Genomic DNA, 13,952 nt, shown 5'->3' on the forward strand with positions numbered 1-13,952 from the left:
CGGCGGTACGACACCGCGTGCATACCCGTCAGTAGCTACTTTTCACGATGACGCCAGCAAAAGCTGGCAAGAACGCCGCAAGGGCCCGCGACGCCGGCCTGTTCGCCACCGCTCTCCACGGCTCGCTCCGAGTGGGGCGCCGCGCCAGGGGACCTTCAGCCGGAGGCGTCCGGGGCGGTCGCGCGGGCCTCCTGCTGCATGCGGGTCTGGAGCAGCGCCCGGTCCTCCTCGGCGAGATGGGCACCGAGGGTCCGCTCCTTGACCGCGACGGTACGGCGCAGCACGACGTCCTGGGCCTCCCACCCCCGGCCCGTGCCGCCGCTGCCGATCAGGTCGCCCAGCCGGTACCGGCCGGCCGGCACGCTGCCGCTGCCACTCGCGCTTGCGATCATTCCGCTGCCCCCACGGCCTGTTCGACGCCGTGCCGTCCGCTCCGGTTCCGGTTCCGTTCCGCGCGGCGGGACCGGCACGGGACGGCTCAGGTGCCGTAGGTCTCCGCCGCCTTCTCGAAGTACCTCTTGACGTCCGAGCGGCGGTTGTCCGGGCCGACGACCAGCACGACGTGGTACTTGCCGTCCCGGATCATCACCAGGTTGCGCGCGAAGAGCTGCTGCCCCGCGGTGTCGCTCCAGCTGAACTCCCCCTCCGCCGCCGGGGTTCCGCCCATGTCCAGGCGGCGCAGCCCGGAGGCCGAGGACCAGCCGGAGGCGCGGAAGCCCGCGAGCTCCGGCTCGTCGTTCTGGTACGCCATGGGGTCGCTGCCCTTGTCGGCGACGGAGTCACGGCCGGGGACGACGAGCAACTGGTAGTCCCCGCCGGTGTAGCGGACCTGGCCGTCGCCGTTCCTGCCGCTGCGCTGCCAGCCGTTGGGCACGGCCAGGTGGAAGCCCGCGGGGTCGGTGCGCAGCTGGAAATCGCCGCCGAGACCGGTGGTCACCGTGTTGTCGGGGGACGCCGGCCGGGTGGGCGGCGCGCTGCTCGCCGGCGTCCGGGACGGCGACCGCGGTGCGGACGGGGCGTGCGAGCCCTGCGGCTTGTCGTCGCCACCGGGCACCTGCGCGGGCAGGGTGCGCGTGGGGGCCGCGCCGCCCTCGTCGGCGGTGCCGCCGCGGGGCAGGAAGACCACGGCGTAGACCACCGCGGCGGCCAGCAGCGCCAGGACCAGGGCGACGAGCATCAACCCGAGCGTGCGCGGCCCCCGTCGGCTCTTCTTGCCCGCCTTGGACCGCTTGTGACGGCCGTGGGCGAGGGGCACCGGTACGGGATCGGCGGCGGCCTTGCGGCGGCGGACGAGCTCGCCCCGGCGCCGCACGATGGGCAGCTTGTGCGCGTCGTCGGCGGGCACCGGCACGGTGCGCAGCCCGAGGTCCGGCTCGGGGGCGGAGCGCACGAGGGAGCGCAGCCAGCCGCGCAGTTCCTCCGCGTCCGGCCGCTCCTCGGGGTCCTGCCGCAGCAGGGACTCCACGACCGGGCGCAGTGGACCGCACTCCTCCGCGAACGCGGGGGGCTCGGCGACGACCAGCTGCACCAGCTCGGTGGTCGACTCCTCGGGGAACGGCGGGTGGCCCTGCACACTGCGGAAGAGCAGCGAGCCCAGCGCCCACAGGTCGGCGGCGGGGCCGACCGGCGGGGCCAGCTGCCAGTTCTCGTGGACCTCGGTGGCCTGCTCCGGGGCCCAGCGTTCGGTGACCGGGCCGACCACGGTGAGCCGGGCCTGCCGGGCGCGCTCCAGCTCCAGCACCGAGTGCGGGCCCTCCCAGCTGCCGCCGCCCGCCTCCTCCTCGCCGCCGCCGCCCGCAAGCGCGGGCACCGGCAGCGTGTTGTAGCCGCACAGCGCCTCCTGGGCGGCGCCGACCGCGAGGCCGGACAGCATGGCGCGGCCGTCGTCGCAGACCAGCACGGTGCCGGCGGTCACATTGCGATGGGTCCAGCCGTGGGCGTGCAGCACGCGCAGCGCGGTCAGCACGTCGTTGCCGACCTCGGCGGCGCGGTGCGGGCTCAGTTTCCTGTCGGCCAGGAGCGCGGCGAGCGGGCGGCCGGAGACCAGTTCGCTCACTATCCAGACGCTGCCGTCCTCGACGAAGGTGTCGAAGACCTGCACCAGCCGTGGGTGGTCGGGTATCGCGGTCGCCGCGCGTGCGGCCTCCAGCGCCCGGCGCGCGGTGTCACCGCGGTCACCGCCGTCACCGCGGTACGGCTCCGGCTCGGCGCCGACGACCTCCGGCAGCAGGACCTGGCGTATCAGCACCTCCTGGCCGCTGAAGGTGTCGAAGGCCCGGGTCTCCACCAGTTCGTACTCGTCGGCGGGCGGCCGCGGCAGGCGGTAGCGGTCGGCAAGTACCCGTCCCGCGTAGTCGTCCACGACGCCTCCCCAAAGCGTCAGATCCGATCCGATCTGGATGCGGACAGTCCGCGATGATTCACGATACGTGCTCGAGCGGCGTCACTTGGCCGGTTTGAAGGTCTTGTACAGAGCGGCCAGCATCGCCTTGGTCTCCGGGCTGTCCCACTGCGCGTCCGGGGCGGTGAAGAAGATGGCGTAGCCGTGCTTGTCGTCGGTGACGAAACCGCGGTTGACCGCCCGCATCCTGGTGCCGTGGGAGGTGAAGGTGAACGTCCAGTCCGCCACGGTGCGGTAGCCGCGCCAGGAGACCGGGTCGATGGAGATCCGCTGGTAGCCGGGGAAGGTGCCCCGGGTGTTCGGCTCCTGGTCCCGCCAGGCCTTTGCCGCGTCCTTGCCGGGCGTACTCGTCCAGTCGACCTGCACACGCGGGCTGTGGTTCGCGTTGAATATCCGGCCGCTGCCGTAGCCGTTGTCCGTGCTGTTCCCCGCCCAGCCGGCGGGCAGCGCGATCGAGAAGTCGCCCGCCGAGGAGGTGTAGGTCTTCCAGCCGGACGGCACAGAGCCGGCGGAGTCACCGGATCCGGAGTCGTCGGACCCCTTGCCGGAGCCGGAGTTGTCGCCGGACGAGGGCGTGGAGCCGGAACCCTTGCCGGAGTTGTCGTCCTTCTTGCCGCCCTTGTCGTCACCGGACTTGTCGTCGCCCTTGTCGTCCTGGACGCCGCCGTCGCCACCGGACTTGGTGCTCGAGGAGGACGATGCCGAGGGGCCGGGGGACGCCTCCGAGCCCTTGGTGTCGTCGCCCCCGGCCGCGTAGACGCCGATGATCGTGCCGAGCACGGCGAGCACCACCACGGCCGCCACGATCAGCAGGATCCGGCGGCGCCGCTCGTCCTGGAGGAAGGGCGGCAGCGTGAACGACGCCGGGGCGGCGGCGGGCGCCGGCACCGGCACCGGCTCCGGCTTGGTCTTCGCGGCGCGCAGCGCGGCCTGGTCGGCGGCGGCCTCGCGGGTCGCGGGCGGCGCGTCGGTGGGGGTCGGCTGGGGGTCGGTGGGGGTCGACTGCGGGTCGGTGGGCAGCGCCATGGCGCGGGTGACGTCGGGCGCCGGGGCGACGGGGACGACCGGAGCGTTGGCGACACCGGTCAGCATCGGCCGCACGGCCGCGTCGTCGAGGCGCTCCTCGGGGTCCTTGGCCAGCAGCCCCTGGATCGCGTCGGCCAGCGGGCCCGCGTTCGCGGGGGTCTTGAGCTGCTCGGTCATCACGGCGGTGAGGGTGGCGATGGCCGATCCCCTGTCGTACGGCGGCCTGCCCTCCACGCACGCGTACAGCAGCGCGCCCAGCGACCACAGGTCGGCGGGCGGACCGGGCTTCTGGCCGCGGGCCCGCTCGGGCGAGATGTAGGAGGGGGCGCCGACGAGCATGCCGGTGGAGGTGACCGACGGGTCGCCGTCGATCTGGGCGATGCCGAAGTCGCTGAGCACGACCCGGCCGTCCTGGGCGAGCAGCACGTTGGACGGCTTGACGTCGCGGTGGAGGATGCCCTCCTTGTGCGCGGCGCGCAGCACGTCCAGGACCGTCAGGCCCACTTCGGCGGCACGCTTGGGCGTCAGCGGGCCGTCCTCGCGGATCGCGTCGGACAGCGAGCGGCCCTCGACCAGCTCCATCACGATCCAGGGGCGCTCATCCTCCTCGACGACGTCGAAGACGGTGATCGCACCGGTGTTGCGGATGCGGGCGGTCGCCTTGGCCTCCCGCAGGGTGCGGGTGATCAGGCGGCGCTTCTCGTCGTCGTCGACGTTGCCCGGGAAGCGCAGCTCCTTGACGGCGACGGTCCGGCCCAGGGTCTCGTCGACAGCCCGCCAGACCGTGCCCATGCCGCCCTTGCCGAGCACGGCGCCCAGCCGGTAGCGGCCGGCGAGGAGACGGTGGTCGGTGTCGGTGTCATGCGCCTGACCCATGAATTCCCTCTGCAGTCGCTGAAGATGAAGCTCCCTCATCGCCTGATTTCGGCGACCGCGGGATGGAGAGCTCCATCATCCCTGACAATGCCCCGTGGTCCCACCCCGGCTTGGGCCTGTGCTAGTCGTGCAGCACGAGTCCGGCCACGGCGTTCTCGAACACCTGCCGGTCAGCAGCCCATTGGGCCGCCGGAGCGGAGAGGTAGACGGCGAACTCCCGCTGTCCGGGATCGCCGAATCCGAGGTCGATCGCACGGAACGTCCGCGCCTTGCCCTCGAAAGTGAACTCCCATACGGCGGCGGGCCGTCCGCGCCACTGGGTGCTCTGCATCCGCAACTGCTGGTATCCGTCCAGCTTGGGGATCGTCTGCGCCTCTTCGTCCTTGAAGTGCTGCAGGGGGCTCGGCCCGGCGAAGTCCAGCGTGCCGATGCGCAGGCCGACCAGCTGGCTGGGGTCGACGTAGATGATCTGCTGGCCGTCGTCGCTGACCTGGCGCGTCCACCCGTCGGGAATGGGCACGGAGAAGCCGCGGTCCGGTTCATCGGCCAGGTGGTAGCCGTCCGGGACGGGGGACGGGCTGTACGACGGGGGAGGCGAGGCGGAGGGCGTGCCCGGCGCCGACGACGGGGACGACGGCCCCGGTGAGGCGCTGGCGCCGTCGGCACCGCCGAAGTGCTGGGCGGCGTACGCCCCGCCCCCGGCGAGGGCCGCCACCAGCACGGCGACGGCGATCCACAGCGGGGCGCGCCGCCGGCGGGCGGGCGGCGGAACCGGGGCCGGGGCCGGGGCCTGCGGCGGGTACGGCGACATCGCGGCCGCGGTGACGGAGGCCGTCACGGCGCCTGCCGGAGGGCGGACGACCGAGGTCGGCCCGGTCAGGGGCTGCGGGTACGACAGCGCCTCCCGCCGCACGCTCGCCGTCATGGTCTCTGCCGCGAGGCCGCGCAGCATCCACTCCGTCTCCTGCGCCGACAGCCGTCGCTCCGGCTCGCGGACCAGCAGCCCGGCGATGACCGGTGCGAGCGCGCCCGCGCGGCCCGCGGCGGGCACCTCGTCGGTGGCGATCGCGTACGCGGTCTCGATGGCGGTGTCCCGGCGGAACGGCGAACGCCCCTCCACCGCCTGGAACAACGTCGCCCCCAACGCCCACAGGTCCGCCTCTGGGCCGGGCGCACCACCCGTCAGCCGTTCCGGCGCGAGAAAGTCGATCGACCCGATCAGCTCGCCGGTGCGCGTCAGTGTCGACGTCCCCGAGGCCTGGGCGATGCCGAAGTCCGTCAGCACGACCCGGCCGGTGTCGGAGAGCAGCACATTGCCCGGCTTCACATCCCGGTGCAGTACGCCCGCGGCGTGCGCGGCGCGCAGGGCGGCGATCATGCCGCGGCCGATGCGGGCGGCCTCCTCGGGCCCGACCGGCCCGCGTTCCTTCAGTAGATCGCCCAGGGTCGTGGCCGGCACGTACTCCATCACGATCGACGGCAGGCCCTCGTCCTCCACGACGTCGTGGACCACCACCACGTTGGGATGGCTGATCCGTGCGGCGCTGCGCGCCTCGCGCCGGGTGCGCTCGAAGAGCGTCTCCAGCTCGTCGTCCTGCAGATGGGGCTGCGGCGGATGCAGCTTCTTGACGGCCACCGGGCGTCCGAGCAGTTCGTCCTCGGCCCGCCACACAGTGCCCATGCCGCCGCGGCCTATCCGCTCGACGAGTCGGTACCGCCCGGCAACCAGGCGTCCGAGGTCGGACATCGCGCGCCCCTTCCTGCGATCTGCCAGAAGGAACGATATCCGGCCCGGTCACGCCTCCCGCAGGCGCCGTGGTCCAGGCCACACAGGACGCCCGCCCACCTGCTGGTTCCGGCGCTACAGCGGGACGATGTCCGGGGCGCCCAGCCGGGCGGCGTCCGCCGTCTGGTCGTCCGGCTGCCGCTGCGACTCCCGCTCGGCCTCCACCCGCTTCTGGTAGTGCTCGACCTCCTTCTCCACCTGCTCCTTGTCCCAGCCGAGCACCGGCGCCATGAGCTCGGCCGCCTCACGGGCGCTGAGCGTGCCGCGGTCGAAGGTCTCGATGGAGATGCGGGTACGGCGGGTGAGCACGTCGTCCAGGTGGCGCGCGCCCTCGTGCAGGGCCGCGTAGACGACCTCGGCCCGCAGGTAGTCCTCGGCATTGGCGAGGGGGCTGCCGAGAGACGGGTCGTCCTTGATCAGCTGCAGCACCTCCTCGGTGAGGGAGCCGTAGCGGTTGAGCAGGTGCTCGATGCGCGCCACGTGCACGCCGGTGCTCTCCGCCATGCGCGCCCTGGCGTTCCACAGGGCGTGGTAGCCCTCGGCGCCGGCCAGCGGGACGTCCTCGGTGCAGCACTCCGCGACCCGGCGGTCCAGCCCGTGCACGGCGGCGTCCACGGCGTCCTTGGCCATCACCCGGTACGTCGTGTACTTGCCGCCCGCGATGACCACGAGCCCCGGCACGGGATGCGCCACGGTGTGCTCGCGCGACAGCTTGCTGGTCGCCTCCGACTCCCCCGCCAGCAGCGGCCGCAGCCCGGCGTACACGCCCTCGACGTCGTCACGGGTGAGCGGCACCGCGAGCACGGAGTTCACGTGCTCCAGCAGATAGTCGATGTCGGCGCTGGACGCAGCCGGGTGCGCCTTGTCCAGGGACCAGTCGGTGTCGGTGGTGCCGACGATCCAGTGCCGGCCCCACGGGATGACGAAGAGCACGCTCTTCTCGGTGCGCAGGATCAGCCCGCTCGAGGAGTGGATGCGGTCCTTCGGCACGACCAGGTGGATCCCCTTGGACGCGCGGACGTGGAACTGCCCGCGCTCGCCTATCAGCGCCTGCGTGTCGTCCGTCCACACGCCGGTGGCGTTCACGATCTGCCGGGCCCGCACCTCGTACACGCCGCCGCCCTCGACGTCCTCGACCCGGGCGCCGACGACGCGCTCCCCTTCGCGCAGGAAACCGATCACCCGGGCCCGGTTCGCGGCGAGCGCGCCATAGGAGGCGGCCGTCCTGACCAGCGTCATCGTGTAGCGGGCGTCGTCCATCTGCGCGTCGTAGTACTGCAGCGCCCCGACCAGGGCGTCCTTGCGCAGGCACGGCGCCACGCGCAGCGCGCCCTTGCGGGACAGGTGCCGGTGGTGCGGCAGGCCGCGGCTGTGGCCCGACGAGAGCGACATCGTGTCGTACAGCGTCACGCCCGCCCCCGCGTAGAGGCGCTCCCAGCCGCGGTGCTGCAGCGGATAGAGGAAGGGCACCGGCTTGACCAGGTGCGGGGCCAGCCGCTGGATGAGCAGCCCGCGCTCCTTCAGGGCCTCCCGGACCAGGGCGAAGTCCAGCATCTCCAGATAGCGCAGGCCGCCGTGGATCAGCTTGCTCGACCGGCTCGACGTCCCCGCCGCCCAGTCCCGCGCCTCCACCAGCCCGGTCGACAACCCGCGGGTCACGGCGTCCAGCGCCGTCCCCGAGCCGACGACTCCGCCGCCGACCACGAGGACGTCCAGTTCCTGCTCCGCCATTCGGGCGAGCGCGGAGGCGCGCTCCGCCGGTCCCAATGTCGCCGTCAGCATCCGAGCCTCCCGTGATGACGCCAGGTCGCGCCTCAGCGCATTCCCCGTCCCCACGATCGTTACCCGAGGCGCGCGCCTCTGCTACCTGTGCGGGGCGCGCCGGGCCCGCAGGGCGTGGCGTGCGGTCATATCAGCTATCTGTCTGGTTAGCCTGATTTCGAGCTGTTTGGGTACCGCACGCAGCACTACCCCGCCGCAGGCGCCGCAGGAAGAGGACCCCATGCCCGCAGACCTCGCAGTCATCGGACTCGGCCATGCCGGCCTGCCCTTCGCGCAGGCGGCCTGCGCCGCCGGGATCGGGGTGATCGGGTACGACCCGGACGAGCGGGCCGTGGACGCGGTGAACGCCGGCCTGCGCGGCCCGTCCGGGGATCTCGCCGCGGCCGATGTGCGCAGGATGCTGGCCGCCGGCTTCCGCGCGACCGCCGACCCGGCCGCGCTGGGCCGCGTCAGGACCGCCGTGATCTGCGCACCGGTCACGGTCGGCGAGGACCGGGAGCTCGACCTGTCCGCGCTGGAGGAGGCGGGCCGCACGCTGGCCGCGCAGTTGCGCCCGCACACCACGGTGGTCCTGCAGTCGCCGGTGTACCCGGGCACGACGGAGGAGTTCCTGCGGCCGCTGCTGGAGAAGGGCTCGGGCCTGCGCGCGGGCCACGGCTTCCATCTGGCCTACTCCCCCGTCCGCGGCTTCGCCGGCCCCAAGGTGATCGGTGGGCTGACCCCCGCCTGCACCGAGGCCGCCGCCGCGTTCTACGCCCGCTTCACCGAGCGGATCGTCCGGGCCAGGGGCCTGCGCGAGGCGGAGACCGTGCAGCTGCTGGAGACCAACTACCGGCACGTCAACATCGCGCTCGCCAACGAGATGGCCGTCTTCTGCCACGACATCGGCGTCGACGTCTGGGACGTGATCCGCTGCGCCGAGACCCGCCCCTACGGCTTCCAGGCCTTCCGGCCGGGCCCCGGGGTCGGCGGCCACACGATGCCGCTCGACCCCAACCACCCGCCGTACCAGGGCCGCATGCGCGGCCACCCCCTGCGGCTGGTCGAGTACGCGCAGGAGGTCAATGCCCGTATGCCGCGCTACGTGGTGCAGCGTGCCGCCGCGCTCCTCAACGAGCACGGCAAGTCGCTGCGCGGCGCCCGCGTCCTGCTCCTCGGTGTGACGTACAAGCCCGACCTGCCGGACCAGGAGGGCGCCCCGGCCCGCGAGATCGGCGCCCGCCTCATCGAACTCGGCGCGCAGCTCAGCTACCACGACCCCTACGCCCCGCAGTGGCGCGTCCTGGACCGCCCGGTCCCCCGCGCCGACTCCCTGTGGGAGGCCGCGGCGCAGGCCGACCTCACGGTGCTCCTCCAGCACCACCGCACGTACGACATGCAGGGCCTGTCCGCCAAGGCCCAGCTCATGCTGGACACCCGCGGCGCCACCCCGGTCGGCGCGGCCGCGCGGCTGTGAGCCTCGCGGGCATCAGTTCATGACACTCAGCGCGGAGGCGAGGCCGTCCGTTGCATATCGCACGGAGAAAGGGGCTCCGCGGCGGTCGCCGCGGAGCCCCCTGGGTGCGATCGGGCCGACGGGATCAGTCGGCCAGGACCTTCTCGAAGGTCGGCTCCAGATAAGGGGCCAGGGAGCGGGCGTAACTGCCCGTCATGTGGCTGTAGTCGAAGTAGACGACCCTTCCGCCGATCACGGCGGGACAGTATCCGTCCGCGCAGAGGGCGGGGGTGGAGTCGATGACCTTGGCTCCGTGTTCTTCGGCCACTTCGCGTTCCATGGCGCGGATCTCCGGGTGGTCGAGGATTTTCTCGGCCTTCGGGCTGCAGGACGAGATCTTGTCCGAGTTTCCCGCCAGACAGTCAGGGACACTGAAGCCCGGATACGGAGTGTCCGTCAGGAAGACGAGTTCCGCACCCGTGGCCTTGAGCGCGTCGAACATCTCCTCGGCACCCTTGCGTGTGGCCGTCGGCTGGGCGCGGTCCGTGACAACGATGACGTCCGGTTTGATCTTGCCGATGTAGTCCATGGCGGACTGCCGCCAGCTGGTGCATTCGCTGTAGTCGCGCCCGAGATCCTCGCGGGTGATCTTGTAGACCTCCGGGCTGCAGCCGCCCTTCGCGATGGTCACCATCTTCGCGTGGAGGTTCCTTCCGACCTCCTGGAAGGCGTTGCCCCATTGCCAGGAGTGGGAGTCTCCGAAGGCGACGACCGTGGCCTTCCCGTCCGGGTCGCCGACGATGCAGTCGTCACGCATGACGAACTTCGCGACGTCGATGTTGTCGATGCAGCCGTGCTCGGTCTGATCCTTCGGTGAGTTCAGCAGGTACTTCTCGCTGACCTCCGGCCTGGCCCTCTCGGCCACCGCCGCCTTCACCGAGTCGGTGCCGCTGAAGCCCACGGCCGCTGCACTGTTTCCGGAGAGGGTGATGGACACATTGAGCGGCACCACCCGCACCGCGAGGGTCATGACGACGGCGGCGGTGGCGGTCAGGGACACCCCCATGAGGATGCCCCGCCACGGTATCTGCACCAGCCGGACGTTCGCCTTGAAGCGCCGCTCGATGAGGTAGTGCATGCAGACGGCGAGGAGGAAGGAGAGCACCGCCACCCGCCAGCGGTCCGAGTAGCCGAACTCCCGGTCGATGATCTCCGGGAACAGGATGAGCAGCGGCCAGTGCAGCAGGTACCAGCTGTAGCTGGCGTTGCCGATGAAGTCGAAGACCGGGTTGTCGAGGAGCTTCTCGGCACCGAGGCGGGGTGCTGCGCAGCCGCCGGCGATCACCAGCGCGGCGCCCACCACCGGTCCGGCCACCGCGTAGCCGGGCAGCGGGGTGTGCTCGTTGATGAGCAGCGCGGTGCCCACGGCGCCGAGAATGCCGACCCAGGTCAAGAAGCCCGCGAACCACAGGTTCATACGGGAGAGGAGCCTGGCGTTGAGAGCGACGAGGACGCCGAGGGCCAGCTCCCAGACACGGGTCTGGGTGCCGAAGTAGGCAAGCGGCTGGTCGGACTTGGTCTGGGTGACCGAGAGGTAGAGCGAGCCTGCGATGGCGACGGCGAGAAAGAGTCCTATCAGGAAGCGGCTGCGGGTGAGCACCCGGCTGAGCCAGGCGACGACGACGAGCGCGATCGGCGCGACGACGTAGAACTGCTCCTCGATGCCGAGCGACCAGAAGTGCTGGTAGGGCGACTGGCTTCCGTCGTTGGCGAAGTAGTCGGTGCCGTTCTCGGCGAGCCGCCAGTTGATGAAACTCAGGGAGGCGGCGAAGCCGTCCTTCATGTAGTCGCGGAAGGAGAACGGACCCGCGAAGAACCAGGCCAAGACAGCGGTGACCACGATGGTGAGCGATGCGCCGGGCGCGAGCCGGCGGAAGCGCCGGGCCCAGAACTTGCCCAGCGAGACCTTGCCGGTCCGGCTGATCTCACCGAGGAGCTGACTGCCGATGAGGAAGCCGCTCAGCACGAAGCTGATGTCGACGCCGCCGTGGATGTCGAGGATGCCGCAGTGCATCGCGACCACCATCATGATGGCGACGGCACGTAGACCCTGGAGGTCCGGGCGGTACTTGCGCAGGCGGTCCGTCTTCTCCGGCTGGGGCTCCGCCGATCGGTGCCGGGGCGGAAGCTGCGGGCTGACGGCCGTTGAGGCGTGGGTGGTCACGATTCTCCAGAAAATGCCCGGTGGGGCCCGCGGGGGCCGACCGGCTGCTTCAGTGGACCGTCGGGCAGGCGGCAGCCGTTCCGCTGACGCGCACCCCTTGGGCGGGAATGCGGATGCCGCATGACAGCCGCAGTTGGGCCGGCAGCTCGTTCTGCGCGCCGATATGGGCGTGGCAGCCCACGATGACCTCGTGAAGGAACGATTCGCTACCGATCGAGGAGTCGTGGTCGACCACGGACTCGCGGATGCGGGCGCCCTCGGCCACGGTGACGTTCGCGCCGATGATGGAGCGATCGACGACCACGTACGGACCGATGACGGCGTGCGGGCCGATCGTCGAGCCGCCCGTGACGAGGGCGGTCGGATCGACAGAGGCCGCGGGATGGATCAGGGCCTCGGCCGGACCTGCCACGAGAGGAGAGGTCGCTCTGCCGGTGACCAGGTCGGCCGAGCCGTGGACGAAGGCAAGCGGCGTACCGAGGTCGCGCCAGTAGTCCTCCGTGACGTGGCCGAACACGCGCCGTCCCCGGGCGACGAGCTGCGGGAAGGTCTCCTGCTCGACCGAGACCTCGCGGTCGCCCGGGATGGTGTCCAGGACGGATCTGCTGAAGACGTAGCAGCCGGCGTTGATCTGGTCGGTGACGCACTCCTCGGCCGTCTTCGGCTTCTCGAGGAAGGACAGCACTCGGCCGTCCTCGTCGGTGGGGACGAGGCCGAAGGCCCGCGGGTCGGCGACCCGGGTGAGGTACAGGGTGACGTCCGCGTCCTTGTCCTCGTGCCGCGCCAGGATGGCGCGCAGGTCCACGCCGGACAGGATGTCGCCGTTGAGGATGAGGACCGGTGCGTCGTCAGGGCCGCCGCGCAGCAGGCGCGCGGCGTTGCGAATGGCCCCGCCGGTGCCGAGCGGGACTCCCTCGACGGCGTAGGAGATCTGCAGCTCACGGGAGAAGTCCTTGAACTCCTCCTCGAAGAGGCTGGCGAGGTACGAGGTGGCGAACACCACGTGCTCGACCCCCGCCTCCATCAGCTTGGCGATCTGGTGCCGGATGAAGGAGGAACCCGCGACGTTCAGCAGCGGTTTCGGGGTGTGGTTCGTCAGCGGGCGCAGGCGAGTTCCCTTGCCGCCCACCAGGATGATGGCTTCTTGCATGATTGCCTCCGCTCGGTCAGCTGGTGGGGGCGGTACCGGGTCCCGCGTAATCAGAGGTGAAGCAGGACTTGATGGCCTTGTCCGAGAGGGGGCGCCCGGCGAAGTCGAGCCGAGACGCGACCTCGTCGTCGGGCTTGGTGTTGGGGTCGTCGTCGAACCAGAGCGACCACCAGTAGATGCCCTGCATGTGCCGGTCCTGCACGACCTGGCAGACCGCCTTGTACCAATTGGCCTGCACCTGGGGGTTCACGGCGTGCTTGACGTAGAAGTCACCGGGAGCTTGGTAGGCGCCGTCCATGGCCCCGATGCCGGTCTCGGAGACGAGGATGTTCGGCAGCGGACCGGTGGCCTTCTTGTCCAGCCAGTCGTTCCAGCCCTTGACCAGATCCTGGACCGGGGCCGTGTCCGGCACCTTGACGGGGAAGTAGGCGTCGACCCCGAGGTGGCTGACCGGCATGTTGATCCGGCGGGTGACGTAGTTGTCCCAGTTGGCGTCGTAGGCGACCTCGCCGGGGAACTCCTTCTCGGCATAGGCGACCAGGGAGTCCCAGCCCGTGTCGCCTTCCATCGAGTTCAGCTCGGTGCCGATCACGAAGGTGTCCGCCTTCGTGTCCTCGGCGGCCTTGAGGTACGGGGTGAGGAACTGCTTGTACGAGGTGAACCAGGCGGAGCGCGAGGCGGGCTCGATGTTGCCGCGCCAGCCGTTCGACTGCTCCAGGGTGCCCTCGTCCAGGATCGGGCGGACCGTGGTCCTGAACCCGGCGTCCTTGAAGACCTTCAGCACGCGCTCGATACGCTCCGGGGACGGGGTCTTGGCGCCGGCCGAGAGCTGGTTGGACGTGGAGTTCTCGATGAAGAACGGGAACGAGACCGACACCGAGTTCGCGCCCAGGCCGATGAGGTACTTCGCCTGCTTGCCGGCCTGTGCCTCGATGAAGGAGTCGGAGCGCTTGTTCTGCTCCTCCTCCCAGTAGAGCTGTACGCCCCACTGTGCCATGCCCTTCTTCCAGGGCTTGGTGACCTGGAGGGCATCCGTCGAGGAGGACGGGGAATCGGACGAAGAGGAGCCGGGCGTCTCGTCCGTGGAGTGGCCGGCCGGGCTGGCGGGCTTCTTGGCGTCGCCCATGACGATCTTGGGCATGGCCGAGCCCGCCTCCCAGCGCACCGGGTGGTCGCCGAGGACGAAGGGGGTGCCCACCACGACGGTGAGGACGGTCACCGGAAAGATGGCGAGCAGAGGAAGTCGCGAGCGCATGTCAGTTGTCTTCCGGG

General features: G+C 71.2%; 9 protein-coding genes. 1 reads left to right on the top strand and 8 read right to left on the bottom strand.

Annotated elements, in window-relative coordinates; genetic code table 11:
* Positions 1–155: 155 nt before the first annotated feature.
* The 5 genes from RV983_RS15285 to RV983_RS15305 all read right to left on the bottom strand — a co-directional run bounded on the left by RV983_RS15285 (position 156) and on the right by RV983_RS15305 (position 7,871).
* On the bottom strand, positions 156–392 hold the full coding sequence (locus tag RV983_RS15285; protein WP_475986347.1) for a hypothetical protein: 237 nt from the start codon (positions 390–392) through the stop codon (positions 156–158).
* Positions 393–478: 86 nt separating this feature from the next.
* Complete coding sequence (locus RV983_RS15290) at positions 479–2,362, bottom strand: serine/threonine protein kinase (RefSeq protein WP_475986348.1); 1,884 nt, start codon at positions 2,360–2,362, stop codon at positions 479–481.
* Between the two features lie 81 nt (positions 2,363–2,443).
* Positions 2,444–4,303, bottom strand: coding sequence for a protein kinase domain-containing protein (locus tag RV983_RS15295; RefSeq protein WP_475986349.1), 1,860 nt, complete (start codon positions 4,301–4,303; stop codon positions 2,444–2,446).
* A gap of 121 nt (positions 4,304–4,424) precedes the next feature.
* Positions 4,425–6,050 carry a serine/threonine-protein kinase gene (locus RV983_RS15300; RefSeq protein ID WP_475986350.1) on the bottom strand — a complete coding sequence of 542 codons (1,626 nt, stop codon included), beginning with the start codon at positions 6,048–6,050 and terminating at the stop codon, positions 4,425–4,427.
* A gap of 114 nt (positions 6,051–6,164) precedes the next feature.
* Complete coding sequence (locus RV983_RS15305) at positions 6,165–7,871, bottom strand: glycerol-3-phosphate dehydrogenase/oxidase (RefSeq protein WP_475986351.1); 1,707 nt, start codon at positions 7,869–7,871, stop codon at positions 6,165–6,167.
* A gap of 220 nt (positions 7,872–8,091) precedes the next feature.
* Between RV983_RS15305 and RV983_RS15310 the strand changes: the two genes are divergently transcribed.
* Positions 8,092–9,327, top strand: coding sequence for a nucleotide sugar dehydrogenase (locus tag RV983_RS15310; protein WP_475986352.1), 1,236 nt, complete (start codon positions 8,092–8,094; stop codon positions 9,325–9,327).
* Positions 9,328–9,451: 124 nt separating this feature from the next.
* Here the strand turns inward: RV983_RS15310 and RV983_RS15315 are convergent, their stop codons facing one another.
* From RV983_RS15315 to RV983_RS15325, 3 genes are read right to left on the bottom strand one after another with little or no spacing between them, the layout of a single operon-like run.
* Entirely contained in the window at positions 9,452–11,530 is a 2,079-nt protein-coding gene (locus RV983_RS15315) for an acyltransferase family protein (protein WP_475986353.1), read from the bottom strand.
* A 49-nt stretch (positions 11,531–11,579) separates the two neighbouring features.
* Positions 11,580–12,680 (bottom strand): mannose-1-phosphate guanylyltransferase, encoded by a 1,101-nt coding sequence (gene manB / locus RV983_RS15320; RefSeq protein ID WP_475986354.1) that lies wholly within the window; start codon positions 12,678–12,680, stop codon positions 11,580–11,582.
* A gap of 16 nt (positions 12,681–12,696) precedes the next feature.
* The gene (locus RV983_RS15325; protein ID WP_475986355.1) at positions 12,697–13,935 is read right to left on the bottom strand and encodes a glycoside hydrolase family 113; all 1,239 of its coding nucleotides are present in this window, start codon (positions 13,933–13,935) and stop codon (positions 12,697–12,699) included.
* Positions 13,936–13,952 lie beyond the last annotated feature (17 nt).

The organism is Streptomyces sp. RLA123, assembly GCF_056270165.1.